This window comes from Amycolatopsis marina (assembly GCF_900111885.1).
Taxonomy (GTDB): Bacteria; Actinomycetota; Actinomycetes; order Mycobacteriales; family Pseudonocardiaceae; genus Amycolatopsis; species Amycolatopsis marina.
In genome coordinates, this window is sequence record NZ_FOKG01000004.1 from 1 (window position 1) to 14,868 (window position 14,868).

General features: G+C 69.5%; 13 protein-coding genes. 2 read left to right on the top strand and 11 right to left on the bottom strand.

What is annotated here, in order from left to right; all coding sequences use genetic code 11:
• The first annotated feature begins 683 nt into the window (after window positions 1–683).
• The gene (locus BM199_RS08005) at window positions 684–1,262 is read left to right on the top strand and encodes a GNAT family N-acetyltransferase (RefSeq protein ID WP_091671658.1); all 579 of its coding nucleotides are present in this window, start codon (window positions 684–686) and stop codon (window positions 1,260–1,262) included.
• A gap of 26 nt (window positions 1,263–1,288) precedes the next feature.
• Here the strand turns inward: BM199_RS08005 and BM199_RS08010 are convergent, their stop codons facing one another.
• The 10 genes from BM199_RS08010 to BM199_RS08055 all read right to left on the bottom strand — a co-directional run bounded on the left by BM199_RS08010 (window position 1,289) and on the right by BM199_RS08055 (window position 9,816).
• On the bottom strand, window positions 1,289–2,173 hold the full coding sequence (locus BM199_RS08010) for an oxygenase MpaB family protein (RefSeq protein WP_177242517.1): 885 nt from the start codon (window positions 2,171–2,173) through the stop codon (window positions 1,289–1,291).
• Window positions 2,174–2,178: 5 nt separating this feature from the next.
• A complete protein-coding gene (locus BM199_RS08015; RefSeq protein WP_091671661.1) occupies window positions 2,179–3,111 on the bottom strand; it encodes an alpha/beta hydrolase in 933 nt (310 codons plus the stop codon).
• The gene (locus tag BM199_RS33790; RefSeq protein WP_091671663.1) at window positions 3,108–3,443 is read right to left on the bottom strand and encodes a hypothetical protein; all 336 of its coding nucleotides are present in this window, start codon (window positions 3,441–3,443) and stop codon (window positions 3,108–3,110) included. The genes BM199_RS08015 and BM199_RS33790 overlap by 4 nt, the downstream gene beginning before the upstream one ends.
• On the bottom strand, window positions 3,440–4,804 hold the full coding sequence (locus tag BM199_RS08025; protein ID WP_091671664.1) for a hypothetical protein: 1,365 nt from the start codon (window positions 4,802–4,804) through the stop codon (window positions 3,440–3,442). Before BM199_RS08025 ends, BM199_RS33790 begins: the two co-directional genes overlap by 4 nt.
• Window positions 4,801–5,871 (bottom strand): UbiA family prenyltransferase, encoded by a 1,071-nt coding sequence (locus BM199_RS08030; RefSeq protein WP_091671666.1) that lies wholly within the window; start codon window positions 5,869–5,871, stop codon window positions 4,801–4,803. The genes BM199_RS08025 and BM199_RS08030 overlap by 4 nt, the downstream gene beginning before the upstream one ends.
• Window positions 5,868–6,287 (bottom strand): hypothetical protein, encoded by a 420-nt coding sequence (locus BM199_RS08035; protein ID WP_091671668.1) that lies wholly within the window; start codon window positions 6,285–6,287, stop codon window positions 5,868–5,870. The genes BM199_RS08030 and BM199_RS08035 overlap by 4 nt, the downstream gene beginning before the upstream one ends.
• Entirely contained in the window at window positions 6,280–7,188 is a 909-nt protein-coding gene (locus BM199_RS08040; protein WP_091671670.1) for a hypothetical protein, read from the bottom strand. Before BM199_RS08040 ends, BM199_RS08035 begins: the two co-directional genes overlap by 8 nt.
• A complete protein-coding gene (locus BM199_RS08045) occupies window positions 7,172–7,390 on the bottom strand; it encodes a hypothetical protein (RefSeq protein ID WP_091671672.1) in 219 nt (72 codons plus the stop codon). Before BM199_RS08045 ends, BM199_RS08040 begins: the two co-directional genes overlap by 17 nt.
• Window positions 7,377–9,482 (bottom strand): nitroreductase family protein, encoded by a 2,106-nt coding sequence (locus BM199_RS08050; RefSeq protein WP_091671674.1) that lies wholly within the window; start codon window positions 9,480–9,482, stop codon window positions 7,377–7,379. Before BM199_RS08050 ends, BM199_RS08045 begins: the two co-directional genes overlap by 14 nt.
• 124 nt (window positions 9,483–9,606) lie before the next feature.
• Window positions 9,607–9,816 (bottom strand): hypothetical protein, encoded by a 210-nt coding sequence (locus BM199_RS08055; RefSeq protein WP_091671675.1) that lies wholly within the window; start codon window positions 9,814–9,816, stop codon window positions 9,607–9,609.
• A 302-nt stretch (window positions 9,817–10,118) separates the two neighbouring features.
• On the opposite strand from BM199_RS08055, the gene BM199_RS08060 reads away from it, so the two are divergent.
• On the top strand, window positions 10,119–10,958 hold the full coding sequence (locus BM199_RS08060) for a class I SAM-dependent methyltransferase (RefSeq protein ID WP_218160308.1): 840 nt from the start codon (window positions 10,119–10,121) through the stop codon (window positions 10,956–10,958).
• 45 nt (window positions 10,959–11,003) lie between these two features.
• Here BM199_RS08060 and metH read toward each other — a convergent pair whose 3' ends face one another.
• A complete protein-coding gene (gene metH / locus BM199_RS08065) occupies window positions 11,004–14,615 on the bottom strand; it encodes a methionine synthase (RefSeq protein ID WP_091671677.1) in 3,612 nt (1,203 codons plus the stop codon).
• Window positions 14,616–14,868: the final 253 nt, after the last annotated feature.

Genomic DNA, 14,868 nt, shown 5'->3' on the forward strand with positions numbered 1-14,868 from the left:
CGCCACCTGGTACCGCTGCGCCTTCTCAGCGAACCCCCGCGCCCAGCTGTCGACACGGGCCATCGCCTCATCCGGATCACCACTGAGCGCGCCGAAACCCCCTGGCATGCTCACGATTTCACCCCCACAGTGCGAAGCGGCACAACACGCGCCTCGTCAACATCCGATACGCCGCCGTGGCGCGCATATTGTCAGCAGTCACCCCAACACTACCGAGCGTGCACTCGGCCCGATGCGCCATACCGCTCCCCGTCCGAAGACCGCATCGCGCTCGTTTGCGCTACTACAGCCGTTGGGCGTACTGCGTTTACACCAGGAACTTGCCGACAATGGGCGCGTTGTTCTGTGCTCTTGACGGTGCGACGCACCGATGTTCGCGTACGGCCAGCCGGGGGATCGGACTCTAGCACGGGATAAGCGCTCGATGATCTCGTCCTCCCCGTGGGGATTCTCGTTCCGTGCGACGTCGGACAGATTGGCTCAACCACATAGGCCATCCGCTCGTAAGAGCGGCATGGCCGATCGGCGGACGCAACTGCTGGTGTCCGAGATGCAGGGGTGATCCTGAACCTGACCCCGGCCGGGTGAGTCGGCGGGCTTCTCCTCAAACAGCGTCTGGACGTACTCTCCGAGCAAGCTTTCCGGCGCAACTGCAGCACACGGCCGAGGAGACCGACTGACGGGTGGAACGAGTGCGCCTGCGGACCGAGGACGAGGGATCGACGCGGTGGATGATCCGTCCCGCGCGGGAGGCCGACGCCGAGGCGCTGGCCCAGGTCAACGTGCGAGCGTGGCGCCGAGCCTACCGCGGCATCATGGACGAGGGATACCTCGCCGCGATGGACCCGCGACAGCGGGCCGAGCGCTGGCGCGAACGGCTGCGCCAGCCGGACCCGGCCGATCTCGTCCTCGCCGCCGAGGGGACCGACGGCCGACCGGGCGTTGTGGGCTACTGCCTGGTCCGCGCCCCGGCGGGTCTGCCCGAGCCGCCTCGGGTCGGCGCCGTCGTGGCCCTCTACGTCGACCCGAGCCGGTGGGGTGACGGCGCCGGTGGGCAGTTGCACCGCGCCGCTCTCCGGCACCTGGAAATCCGCGAATGCGTCGAGGCCATCCTGTGGGTCGCCACGGCCAACGTGCGTTCGCGGGCCTTCTACGAGCGCCACCGGTGGCTGGACGACAGCGAGTCGACTGGCGGCCGGGGCTCGCACCGAGTGGGTGGGATGGCTATACCGGTGGTTCGGTATCGCCGCCCCGTTTCCTGAGCGCCGTAACGGCAGCCGGCCCTGGGTCAGGCGCCGAGTGACTTGGTGAACCGGTCGGCCATGCTCTCGTTCCCGTCGGATCGTCCGGGCTCGACGGACTCGTCCACCGCGCCCCGCGCGTCCGGAGCGATCCGGATGGTTTCCGGCAAAACGGGGCGCACCGACCGGATCGTGCGGCTCAGCACGGTCAGCAGAGTTGAACGGATCGGGCGGGGCATCCGATCGAGGCCGTACTCCGCGCGGATGCGTGGCGGGAGCAGGCTGACCGCGGTGAACCGGTGCACCGCCAACAGCGGTCTGTACACCATCGGGGCCGGGAACTCCAGGACCGCCGGGGGTATCCAGCGCCGCGCGGCATCGGTGACGTGGAGCCGGTCGCCGTCGAGCATGTCGCGCCGGTAGTCGTGGAAGTCGGCGATCGTATCCGGCAGGTCCGTTCGACGCAGACCGAACAGGAGTCCGATCCGCTTCCAGTCGTCCCAGAACGCCTGCTGCTCGGCCGGTTCGAGCGGGCGCACGAACAACGTGTGCGCCAGCATCGCCGAGTCCGCCATGGTGAAGAGCACCCACAGCTGGAGCTCGGGGGCCAGCGCGCCGTACCGGGTCCCTTCGGGAAAGCGCCCGGCGTCCCGGTCCAGGTTGCCGCGGACCTTCGCGTGCATTCCGTGAATGGTGCGCAGCAGTTCATCGGCACGCCTCCGCGATCCGAAGCCGATCACTTCCATGATCCGTGCCGTCCGGATGAGCCGGGCCCGGAACTTGTCCAGATCGTCGGAATGACCGACCAGACCCGCCATGACGAGCGGATGTGCTCCCTGCAGCAGCACCGCACGGGGACCGCCGAAGGCGACGAACCGCTCCCGGTGCACCCTGCGGAACGCCGAGGTGTCGGTGAAGTAGGAGTCAGCCACGGAAATCACTCCACGGTGCCGGGGATCGGCCGGCAGGTTCCCGCCGGTACGGAACCGACAAAGACCCAGAACAGCCCACGCATGAGCGCGTCCGGGACGGCAGTCAGGTGGTGGTGGCCCGCCAGGGTCAGCTGGCGCAGCCGCAACCCGGGGTAGCCGCGCGCTGCCAACCGGCCGGCCAACGTCTCGACCGTGCTGACGATGTGGGCCCGCCTCAACTCCTCGGCGGTGGCCATACTCGGTGGCCAGTAGCGCTCCGGATCCTCCTCCAGTTCGCCCACCCCGACGAAGACGCGGGCGGGAAGGTCGTCGTGCCGTTCGGCCCACGCCCGTTCGTAGCGCAGCACCAACCCGTCGTCCCACCACGTCGCCGGGCTGGACAGGACGTAACCGGCGAAGGCACGAGGCCGGTGGAACAGGGTGTAGAGGCCGAACAGGCCACCGAGCGAGGCACCGAACAGCGTGCGCCGCATGGGATCGACGGGGTATTCGGCCTCCACCCACGGAATGACGTCGCCGGTGAGGAAGTCGAGGAACCGCGCCGCCCCACCGGACTCGGTCGACCCCTGTCTCCGGGGATTGGGTTGCCGCCACACCGTGGGGGTCAGATCGCGGCCGCGGATCCGCATGGCGGCGCCGAAGTCATCGGTAGCGGGTCCCACTCCCACCACGCAGACCTGGGGACAGTCCGGCAGGGTGCCGAAGCTGCCTAGCAGCCGGGCCGCACCGACGGCCGTCTCGAGAAAGGCGTGCGCGTCGAGCACGTACAGCACGGGTGTCGCGGGCCTCCACTGTCGCGGGGGCACCACGGTGACCCGGTAGTCCTCCCGCAGGCCGCTCGAGAACATGTGGTGCACCGTGCTCCCGGCGATCGACGCCGCACCGGGTGGGTGGGCGGGAGGCGGTCCGGGATGGCGTTGGGCTGTCGTCACGTTCATGCCCTCCTTTGAGGTCGAACCGTCGCGTCGTGGGAGCCGTCGGCCGGAGCCGACCGACGACAGATTCCGAACACCACCAGCCCCGCGAGGCAGGTTCGGGCGAGCCCGAAGACATCGCCCCACCGCCCGCCGAGCAGGAGCAGTCCCCCGAACGCCACGGTGTACGCGTTCACCACCCCGGTCAGCGCCCCCCGCGCGGCACCGAGTTCGGTAGCGATCGGTGCCAACGCGAGGTTGACCAAGGTCATGTCCAGCACGAGCACGAACTGGCAGGCCGCCAGCACGGTCAGCAGACCCCAACGGCCACGCCACGGCCCGGTGGCGGCACTCACCATTCCGCCGGCGCCCCATGCCGTACGAACGACCGGGCACGCGCGGTGAGCTCCGCCGGCGGGAACCGCAGCGGGAACCTCCGGTGCAGCGCGGACTCGGTGTATGCCGTTCCGAGGGCGGCGACGACCGTGGGGTAGCAGAAGCACCTGTCGGGCCACAGCCCGCGCAGCACGGCGTCGCCGTCGGGGGCGTCGCGGATCTCCTGCCGCCGCCTATAGAGCTGCTCGTACCGGCCGAACACGTGGTCGAGGAACGCGTCCAGTATCGCCGGCGGCAGGGCGGCGGCACCGAAGTAGCCGTCGAGCAGCCGCTGGAAGTGTCCGGTCGCGGCCAGCTCGTCGGGTGGGAACCGCTCGGCGATCGAGGGCTCGAAGAAGATCAGCCCGAGGCTGAACACGGCACCCGCGACATCGCGAAGGATCTCCATGGCCCGGCGCGGCTCCGGGAACTCGGCCAGCGGCAGTGAGGAGTCGAGGTCCAGCAGGCAGATGCGCCGGGTCCTCGGGTCCAACAGGTAGTTGGTCGGGTAGCCGTTGTGGCGGAACAGTCCGGCTTCGTGGAACTGGCGCAGGGTGCGGCCGACCTCGAACGCCACCGCACGGAGGGCGCTACCCCGGTCGGGGCCCCAGAGCCGGAGTATCTCCGCGCACGCCCTTCCGTAGATCGTCGGATCGCCGGGGTCGGCGACCATCAGCCCGCACGCCCGCAGCGGCTCTTCGGTGGGCCCTCCGGAGACGACGACGCCGAGCGGCCGGCCCGGCTGCCAGGGGCACTCCAACGACTCGTATCGGAACAGGGCGACCGGAACCGTGCTCGGGCAGCCGGCCCGCTGGAGGAGCGCGGCGTTGTCGTACTCCATCCGGGCGCGGTCCAGGAACATCCCGCCGAGCGGGGCGCGCTCCGAGTAGCGGAGGCAGAAGTCGCCGTCGTCGGTGATGCCGACGTGGGCGTGGCGGAGGGCGTCGTTGTACGGCTCGGCGGCCGGCTGGGTGGGGCCTCCGGTGGTGCCGAGACCGATGCCTTTGAGCTTGAGCGACCGGATGGGCGAGGCCGGACCGGACCGGACCGGGACGGGGGGATCGACCGGGACCCAGGCGCTGCGTTCGCGGGGGTCCAGTGGCGGTAGCCGGTTCCACCGGACGAGGTCGGCGGCCACCCGGCGCAACTCGGCCGCGCCGTCCCCCGGGATCGGGCCGGTTGCGACGAGTTCGGCCGGGAGCTGTGACCACCGCTCCGGGTCGGTCTGCCACGTATCGGCGCGGGCACGCAGCTCGGCAGTGGCCACCGCCCACAGGCTGCTCGCCTTCTTGGGGGCGGCGGAGGTGGCGGCCGCGGGGTCGGGCTCGGAAACGCTCGTCATCGGCTCTCCCCGGTTCGGATCATCGGTGCGGTTGGCGACGCGGTCGCCGTGCGGGCCAGTTCGCCTCGCACGATCCGGCGCGCGTAAACGGAGTCAAGGCGGGACAGCGGCCAGATCGCGGCCGCGACGGCGACCGCGAGAGGGACCGACAGCACCGCGTACAGGGCGAGCTGGGTGGCGATCCTGGACAGCGACGCGTTCTTCAGGCTCGTCAACCGCTCGGCGCGGTCCTGGCCGTGCCGGGTCGCCAGGGGCAGCACGCGGGTCAGCGCGACCACGCGCCACCCGACGGCACCGGCGACCAGCGGCAGAACAATCCACAAAGGACTATTCAGTGCCACGGCGAGGACCACGACGAGGACGAGGCACAGGAGGTCCACCGCGGCGACGAGGAGCAGGGTGGGGCCGGGCCCACACAGCACCGCGACCGTCCGCTCGGTCGCGCCACCCTGGTCCACGTCGCGGAGCCCCGAGTTCAGGTTGCCTGCCATTCCGAACAGGAAGGTGGTCGCGAGCACCGCCGCGGCGAGGTGGGGTCGGCCGGCACCGGCGCACAGCCAACAGCCCGCCGACAGCACCGTGGTCATCGCCGCATGGGTGACCGGGCCGAGCACCGGGCGCTTCTTCAGCCGCGAGTAGGCCACCAACATGCCGGTCACGGCCAGTAGCGCGCCGGTCCCGCCGACGAACCGGAGCGGCGATGTGCTGGCCAGGGCGACACCGATGAGGGCGACCGCACCGGCGACCGCGGCGACCGCTCCTGCCTGCCGCACACTGACCAGCCGGGCCGGCAGTGGCAGGTAGGCCGCTGTGACAGCGTCGTCGGTTCGGTCGAGCAGGTCGTTGACGACCTGAACGAACCCACCGAACGCGGCGACCGCGACCACAAGTGCGAGCAGATGCGGTGTCCCGGGCGGCGTCGCGGCGATCAGCCAGGGCGGCACCGCCAGTACCGCGAGCATGAACGAGCTCGACCGGAACAACCAGAGGGCCGCCTCGAGCCGGTGCCGTGTGGACAGCGGAACGACCGGTGGCGGTGCCGCCGCGAGCGGGCCGGCGTCGCTCATGGTTCACCAAGCTCCGGCAGCGCCCGGCCGAGCGCCGTTTCGCCGGACCAGGCCGGCAGCGGAACCAACCCGTGGACCGCGAGAACCCGCGACGACGGGAAGGACAGGACCGCGCGCTCGCGCTCTTCCAGCGGGCGCACCTGGACGTAGAGGTACCAGGCCAGGAGCCAGTCGGCGTTCTGGTCGGTGACCGACCGGGAGCGGACGTAGTCGACCAGGGGGAAGGACGCGATCAGCGGCCAGTCCCTCGCCGGCTCCGGCTTGACCGCCGGATAGTCGCGGACGTGTCGCTGGCGCACCCACCACCAGAGTTCACGGCGGCGCGGCTCGTCGAGTGCGGGCACGATCTCCGCACGCAGGTGGATGTCGCGATCCGGCGTGAGCGGTTCGAGCGACCAGGACACGGCCTCAACCATGAGCGGTCACCTCCGCCGGCATGGCCAAACCGGTCCCGGCACCCATTCCGACCAGCGTCCCCGCCACGGTCCGCAACGCCTCGTACCCGGAGTAGCGCACGACGACGGCGTCCACCGAACGCGCCAGCTCCAGCAGCGTCACCAACCCCTCGTGGGCCGAGACGCCCACGGCGAACTGGTGCGGCAGCATCAGGCAGAAGGCGTCGGACGGCGAGACGGCCTCGACACGCACCCCGGCAATGTCCGGCGCGGGCAGGAGGAAGACCAGCCGGGAGAGCAGGACCGGCTGCTCGGCCACCGCACGGCACACCTGGTCGGCGGGGCGGTGGCGCTTCACCGGCCGGCCACGGTCGTAACGGTCGGCCACCCCCACCGCACGGGGGAACGGTTCGGCGATGCGGGTCCGCCGGTGCACGAAGGTCGCTTCGTCGGTGAGCAACGCGCAACCGTGGTCGTTCACCAGGTCCACAGTGGTCGTGGTCTTACCGGCGCCCTTGTCCCCGACGACGCACAGTCCCGCGCCCTCCGGGGTGCGGACCGTGCCGGCGTGCAGTCCGACGAACCGGTCGCGGAAAGGGGGCACGGACATCGGTGGCAGGGGCGCGTCCCTGCTCGGCCATTCCGTGCCCGCCAGCTGCTGGTACGCGTGCACCCAGACGCCGGCCAGCACCGGGTCGGGATGGTCGTCAGGGCGGGCCCGGAACAGGTAGCGGTCGGCGGTCCGCCAGGTGCAGTCCACGACGACATCGGGCGTCCGCCAGGGTTGTTCCTCAACGGCGGACGAGAAGTACTCGGCGATCCCGTCGCGGCAGTCGGCGAACTGGCAGCGCACCAGCACGTGAGCGCCCAACATGCGGATTGTGAGCCGGTGGGGCAGCGAGTCGTCACCGGGTGCGGGCACGGTTCACCACCTCCCGGAGCGACTCGTCCCGCAGCGGTCCGGCATCCTGCGCGCGTGCGGCGAGCTCGGCAGGAACAAACGCGAGCCAGTCCCGCTGTCCGTCCCACGCGACGACCCGCGGTTCTCCCGCAGCGAGCTGTGCGAGCACGACGCCGTCGACCACGAAGCCGGGGGGCGTGCCGGTGAAGTCAACGGTCGCCACGGCGGTTCCCCATTCCAAGCGCGTAGGTCAGAGTTCGCTCCCCGTCGGGGATCCGCAGCTTGGCGAACGTCGCGGCGTCGCACACGGCGGGCGTCATGAACACCCCAAGGCCACGATCGGTCGCCAGGATGCACATCCGCTGCCCCAGCCGGCCGAGGCTCAGCAGGGTGAGCTCGTAGCCTGCCGGTCGGTCGAGCGGTACCCGGGCCATGAACCAGGTCACCACCGCCGCTGTCGACATCGGCTCCTGCCCTATGGTCAGGGCCCTGGCTACGTCCCGGCCGACGGTGATGTCCAGCGGGTCCAGCGTCCCCCGCTCGACATTCCACTCGTGGACGGCGCCGGTGGGCAGGCCCGCCACGGCCAGCGGTGCCACGACGACCCGCAGGGCGGCGCCGAGGGGGATGAGCTCCTCGGCCGCACCCCTGGTTGTCTCGCCGAGCACGGACTCGACGTCCTCCCTGGCGACCGGGACAGAGGAGAACGCGCGACAGGTACGGCGGGCGAGCAGGCTGTCCACCAGCCGCTCGGGAGCCAGCCCGGTCAGCCGGACAGGTCGGGACTGGCTGGCCAACTCCCGCCCCGACTGGCGGTGGCCGGCCCGGATGTCGAGGTGAGCGAGCAGAGACAGGTACCAGCCGTACTTCGCCCAAAGCCCGACCCCGCGGTCGAGCCGGTGGCCCACCTCACGGGGCAGCAGCGTTTGCCGTGTGCGCAGGTGCTCCAGCCGTTCGGGCGGCACCTCCGGCACGGCCGCGCGGACACCTGTAGGCGAGGTGTCCCGGTCACCGTGGCGGGAGGGCAGGCAGTGGCCCAGCACCTGCAGCTCCGACAGGGAAACGCGAGTGCTGGTCCGCTCCGGCCAGCCCACATGTGCCGTGAGGCCACCCCGGTCGAATGTGAGGTGGAGGGTCGGGTTGGTGCAGAACGCGCCGTCGTCGGCCGGCGCCGGCGCCGGCGGCGTGGAGGTGGCGTGACCGGACACGACGAGCAGCGCCAGGGCGGGCTCGGTGACGGCGTCGTGGTCGACGGGCTCGGCGCACAGCGGGGGGCCGACGGTGACCTCGTGGCCGAGTTGTCCGAGTAACAGGGCCAGGGTCTCCACGACGTGGCCGGCGTCGATCGAGATCGGGCGGAAGGACCGGATCTCGCGGTACCGCCACATCGCCCGCTCGACGTGCGAGATCACCAGCAGGCCGCACGGCCCGGCGATGGTGTTCAGCTGGTCGGCGTAGGCAGGTGCCGGGGTCAGCGCGTGTCGCCCGCTGTCGTAGTGGTACGCGCCGGGAGGCACATGGCCGAGCGCTCGGGAGAGCAGCACCACCACCTCAGTGGGATGACGTCCACCGCCGGACGGGCTGGTCCGGTGGGCCAGCGGGCCAACGACCGGAGCGGTCCGCCAGCCCGTCGGAGCCAGGGCCAGGTGGAGCACGGCGGCCAGCGTGCGCGGCGTGAGGTCCCCACCCGGGGGGTGGGAAACCGCGTCGTGCGGGCTGACCTCCGGCAGCGCGATCGGCTCACCTGCCCGCTCCGTCAGCGGTGGCGGTGGGGCCCACGCCGACTGATACTCCGCCATGGTGGCGACGTCTTTGGCGTGCCACTCCTTGTCGTAGTAGTCGTGGAACGGGTAGTCGAACACCGCCCGGTGGTAGCGCTCCAGGTAGCTGGTGGGAGCACGCTCCACCGTCCCGGTGCGGAGGAGGCCAGCTGCGAGGAGCCGGTCGAGGTGGCCGTGGTCCTCGACGTTCGCGGCGGCCAGCAGTTCAGCGGTGGCTACCGGGCCGTCACTGGCGGCAGCCAGGACGCGCAGCACGTCGGAGACGACGTCCTGGTGCCGGCGCCCCTGCATCCAAGTTGGCCAAGTACTGCCGCCACCGCCGATGTTCGACACGCCGTCCGTGTCGGCGGTCCCGGTGTGTCGCCGACCGCCGACCGCCACGAACGCCCGTCGCGTGGTCGGATCCACGATGATCCACCGTCCAGACGCCTGGTAGTGCGGGTCGTAAAGACGTCGTTGCACCACGATGAGGTGGGGATTTGTGTGCACGGGAAGGGTGCGGGACGCGAGTGGTTGCGCGGAAAGTGCCGTCATACGAATGAACTCCGAAGCTGGCCGCTCGACTGTCGGAAGTCGGCGGGAAGGGCGGGTTCGGCAGTGGCGCCGACGAGCCTCGGGACGACGGTGCATCGCCCCGAGGTCCGTCGCGGTGCTTCGGTCAGCTACCGGTCTGCAGCATGGCTCGCCGCATGGTGGGAAGCTCCTCGATGACGTCGTCGCCAGGGAGAACAAGAGTCGTGACGCCAGAGCTCGGCTGGACCTCGCCCTCCACCGCGAACTCCTCCAGCCGCTCAGCGGGCACCCGGTAGGCACGCCCGGTGGCTGGGTCCTGAATAAGTACGCCACTACTGGTGGACAATGCGCTCACCTCCTTCCTTTCCGTTCGTCGAATGACTCAGGAAGATTAGCGAAATGAATGCAAACAATGCAAGATCGACTTATTGATGTGTCATTTTTATAGGATAATTTTTGGTCGGGTTTGAAAATTTTTATGAATGCGGTTTGCTGCGCACTGCCTTGCACTCGTCTCGATCTTGAATGAGGCCAAGTGGCACCCCCGCAAACCACCTCCTACCTGCGGCTTCCACGATTGAAGGTCGTAAAGCGACAGGGCACTCACATACACTGACCGTCGCAGTTACCGCTACGGTGGCGACAGAAGGAGCTCGGGTGGACTTCGACAGCGCAACCGAGAAGCAGATGCAGGTGAACCAGGCCAACTGGGATGCTCGGACACCGATACACGTAGCCAGCCGCTTCTACGGGTTGGACGGGCGCCGGTCGCCGGAAAGCTGGTTCGGCCCGTTCGAGTGGGACGATCTCGGCGAACTACGTGACCGGGACCTCATACACCTGCAATGCCACCTCGGAACCGAAACCATCGCCTTCGCCCGACGAGGAGCACGGACAACGGGACTCGACTTCTCCGGCGAATCCATCACTCAGGCACGACGGATCGCGCAGCGCGAAGGTGTCGACATCGACTACGTGCACGCCAACGTCTACGACTCGGTCAATGCCCTGGGTGAACACCGTTTCGACATCGTCTACACGGGCAAAGGCGCCCTCTGCTACCTACCGGACCTCTCGCGCTGGGCGTCAGTCATCGCAGACTTGCTCCGGACCGGCGGACTGATCTACGTAGTGGAGTTCCACCCGGTACTCCAGTCACTCGCACCCAAACCCGCACCCGGCGAGGGCCCCGAACTCCTGCTGCGCCACGACTATCTTGGCGGACGCGGAGCCATCGAGCACACAGCCACGTCGACCTACACGGACGGCCCGGCACTCGATACCGCGACGTGTGCGTACGAATGGATGCACGGCCTCGGCGAGGTCATTACGGCACTCGTCGAAGCCGGCCTGCGAATCGAGCACCTTCGTGAAACTGACCTACTGCCCTGGCCCCGATGGGACCGCATGGTGCGCGACGAGTGCGGCTGGTGGCGCCTGCCGCCGAACGAGCCGCGCATCCCACTGCTCTACTCCCTGCGGGCGCGTAAACCCTGATGCGCGTGATCGGCGCCCGCCGGGCACGGTCACCTGGTCGGCGCACTACTCCGGGTCGTAGGCCAGGTTCGGCCGCAGCCAACGCTCCACCTCGGACAGGCCGAGGCCGCGTCGGGCCGAGTAGTCCTCGATCTGGTCGCGATTCACCCGGCCGACGGTGAAGTACCGGGACTTCGGGTGGGCGAAGATCAGGCCGCTGACGCTCGCCGCCGGGGTCATCGCAAAGGACTCGGTCAGTTCGAGATCGAGCTCCTTGGCCCGCAGCAGGTCGAACAGCAGCTCCTTCTCGCTGTGGTCCGGGCTCGCCGGGTAGCCGAGCGCAGGCCGGATGCCACGGAACCGCTCCGCGTGCAGGTCCGCGAGGTCCGGCTGCGCGTCCGGCTCGAACCACGCCCGCCGCGCCTCCAGGTGGATGTACTCCGCGAACGCCTCCGCCAGCCGGTCGGCCAGCGCCTTCACCATGATCGAGCGGTAGTCGTCGTTCTGCGCCTCGTAGCCGGCGGCCAGTTCCTCGGCGCCGTGGATCGCCACCGCGAAGCCGCCGAGATGGTCGCCCTCCGGCGCGACGTAGTCCGCGAGGCAGCGGTTCGGCCTGCCCGTCGGCTTCTGCGTCTGCTGGCGCAGCATGGCGAATCGGGTGCCGTCCTCCAGCACGATGTCGTCGCCCTCGCTGTGCGCCGGCCAGAAGCCGAACACGCCGTGGGCCGCGAAACTCTCGTTGGCCACGATCTCGTCGAGCATCGTGTTCGCGTCGTCGAACAGCTCGCGGGCCACCGGCTGGTCGAGGATCGCCGGATACTTGCCGCGCAGCTGCCACGCCAGGAACAGGAACTGCCAGTCGATCATCCCGCGCAGCCGCGACAGCGACGGCGTGACCGTGCGCAGCCCGGTGAACTCCGGGGTCGGAAGGTCCGAGAAGGACACCTGCTCGCGATTCGCCCGCGCCTGCTCGACGGTCAGCAGCGGGCGGCGCTGCTTGCGCTCGTGCGCCTCGCGAAGCTCCGCCTGCTCGGCCCGGTTGGACACCGCCAGCTCCGCGGCTCGGTCGCTGTCCAGCAGGTTCGACACCACCCCGACGACCCGCGACGCGTCGAGCACGTGCACCGTGGTGTTGTCGTAGGCGGGCGCGATCCGCACGGCCGTGTGCTGGCGGGAGGTCGTCGCGCCCCCGATCAGTAGCGGCAGCTTCAGCCCGCGCCGCTGCATCTCGGTCGCGACCGTCACCATTTCGTCGAGCGACGGCGTGATCAGCCCGGAAAGTCCGACGACGTCCGCACCCTCGGCTACCGCCGTGTCCAGGACGACCGACGCCGGCACCATCACGCCGAGGTCGATCACCTTGTAGTTGTTGCAGCCGAGCACCACGCCGACGATGTTCTTGCCGATGTCGTGCACGTCGCCCTTGACCGTCGCCAGCACGACCTTTCCCTGCTCGCGCACGGAAGCCGCGTTGCCGGCCGCCCGCGCGGCCTCCTTCGCCGCCTCCATGAACGGCTCCAGGTAGGCGACCGAGCGCTTCATCACCCGCGCGCTCTTCACCACCTGCGGCAGGAACATCTTGCCCGCGCCGAACAGGTCGCCGACGATCTTCATACCGTCCATCAGCGGGCCCTCGATGACCTCGAGCGGCTGCGGGTACTGAAGGCGGGCCTCCTCGGTGTCGTCCTCGACGAAGTCCACGATCCCGTGCACCAGCGCGTGGGAGAGCCGCTCCTGAACCGTCCCCTCGCGCCAGGTCAGGTCGACGATCCGCTTCGTGCCGGAGCCCTTCACGTTCTCCGCGAACGAGACCAGCCGGTCGGTCGCGTCCTCCCGCCGGTCGAACAGCACGTCCTCGACCAGTTCGAGCAGGTCCTTCGGGATGTCCTCGTAAACCGCGAGCTGACCGGCGTTGACGATGCCCATGTCCAGGCCGGCACGCACCGCGTGGAACAGGAACGCCGAGTGGATCGCCTCGCGCACCACATTGTTGCCGCGGAAGGAGAACGACAGGTTCGAGATGCCGCCGGAGATGTGCACGCCGGGGCAGCGTTCCTTGATCCGCGGTAGTGCGTCGATGAACGCCTTCGCGTACCCGTTGTGCTCGGACATGCCGGTGGCGACCGCGAGTACGTTCGGGTCGAAGATGATGTCCTCTGCGGGGAAGCCGATCTGCTGGGTCAGCAGGTCATAGGCGCGGGCGCAGATCTCCACCTTGCGCTCGGCCGTGTCGGCCTGGCCCTGCTCGTCGAAGGCCATCACGACGACACCCGCACCGTAGTCGCGGACAGTGCGCGCCTGGGCGAGGAACTGGTCCTCACCCTCCTTCAGGCTGATCGAGTTGACCACCCCTTTGCCCTGCACGCACTTCAGCCCGGCCCTGAGGACCGTCCACTTGGAACTGTCGATCATGATCGGGATGCGGGCGACCTCGGGCTCGGTCGCGACCAGGTTCAGGAACGTGGTCATCGCCTGTTCGCTGTCGAGCAGGTCGGCGTCCATGTTGACGTCCAGCAGGTTTGCGCCGCCGCGCACCTGCTCCAGCGCGACGTCGAGCGCGGCCTGATGGTCGCCGGCCTCGATGAGCCTGCGGAACTTCGCCGAGCCGGTCACGTTGGTCCGCTCACCGATCATGACGAACCCGGTGTCGGCGCCGATCTCGAACGGCTCCAGTCCGGAGAAGCGAGTCGCCTGCTCCGGCGCGGGCACCGGGCGCGGCGACAGGCCCCGCACCGCCTCGGCGATCCTCGCGATGTGCGCCGGAGTGGTGCCACAGCAGCCGCCGACGATATTGACCATGTTCGCGTCGGCGAAGTCGCCGAGTAGCGCGCCGGTCTCCTCGGGCGTCTGGTCGTAGCCGCCGAACGCGTTGGGCAACCCTGCGTTGGGGTAACAGGCGATGTAGGTGTCGGCCTGGCGCGCCAGTTCGGCGACGTGGGGGCGCATCTCCTCGGCGCCGAGGGAACAGTTCACGCCGACGACCATCGGCTCGGCGTGCGCGATCGAACGCCAGAACGCCTCGACCGTCTGCCCGGACAGCGTCCGGCCGGACAGGTCGACGATGGTCACCGAGATCCACAGCGGCAGGTCGGGCGCCACGTCGCGGGCCGCGGCGATGGCGGCCTTCGCGTTCAGCGTGTCGAAGATCGTCTCGACCAGCAGCAGGTCGACGCCCCCTTCGGCCAGCGCGCTGATCTGCTCGGCGTAGGCGTCCCGGACCTGGTCGAACGACACCGCGCGGTAAGCGGGGTCCTCCACCTTCGGCGACAGCGACAACGTCACGTTCAGCGGGCCTATCGAGCCGGCGACGTACCTGCCGCCGATCTCGTCGGCTGCCTGTCGGGCCAGCCGCGCGCCCTCCACGTTCATCTCGCGCACGAGGCTCTGCAGCCCGTAGTCGGATTGGCCGATCGAGGTCGCGGTGAACGTGTTGGTCGTCGTGATGTCCGCGCCTGCCTCGAGGTACTGGCGGTGGACATCGAGGATGACGTCCGGGCGCGTGAGGTTCAGCAGGTCGGGGTCGCCGGTGACGTCGTGGGTGTGGTTCGCGAACCGGTCGCCGCGGTAGTCCTCGGACGTGAGTCCCGCCCCCTGGAGCATCGTGCCCCAGGCTCCATCGACCACGCCGATCCGCCGGTCAAGCAGTTCCCGCAGAGTCTGGTGACGATCGCTGTCCATGCGGTACCTCCCAAGAGTCACATCTGGGAGGCGCCCTTACAGCCGTGGTAGAACTCGGATCGAGCGTGGCGAACCTCTGAAGTCCGTTGCAGCGCCTCTCGATCCACCCTGAAGGATATCGGAACGCGACAGGTCGCGGTCACGGTGCTCACATTCCGGGACAGTGTCACATTTTCGCTGGTCGGAGCGGTGGACGGGGAGAGGCACAGCGGAATCGAGCACATTTGCCGGGCTCGGAGCCCGACGAAGACCA

Bases quoted from the DNA above. Each gene is read 5' to 3' on its own strand.
- BM199_RS08015 (WP_091671661.1), bottom strand. From the start codon at position 3,111: ATGAACGTGACGACAGCCCAACGCCATCCCGGACCGCCTCCCGCCCAC.
- BM199_RS08025 (WP_091671664.1), bottom strand. From the start codon at position 4,804: ATGACGAGCGTTTCCGAGCCCGACCCCGCGGCCGCCACCTCCGCCGCC.
- BM199_RS08030 (WP_091671666.1), bottom strand. From the start codon at position 5,871: ATGAGCGACGCCGGCCCGCTCGCGGCGGCACCGCCACCGGTCGTTCCG.
- BM199_RS08035 (WP_091671668.1), bottom strand. From the start codon at position 6,287: ATGGTTGAGGCCGTGTCCTGGTCGCTCGAACCGCTCACGCCGGATCGC.
- BM199_RS08050 (WP_091671674.1), bottom strand. From the start codon at position 9,482: ATGACGGCACTTTCCGCGCAACCACTCGCGTCCCGCACCCTTCCCGTG.
- metH (WP_091671677.1), bottom strand. From the start codon at position 14,615: ATGGACAGCGATCGTCACCAGACTCTGCGGGAACTGCTTGACCGGCGG.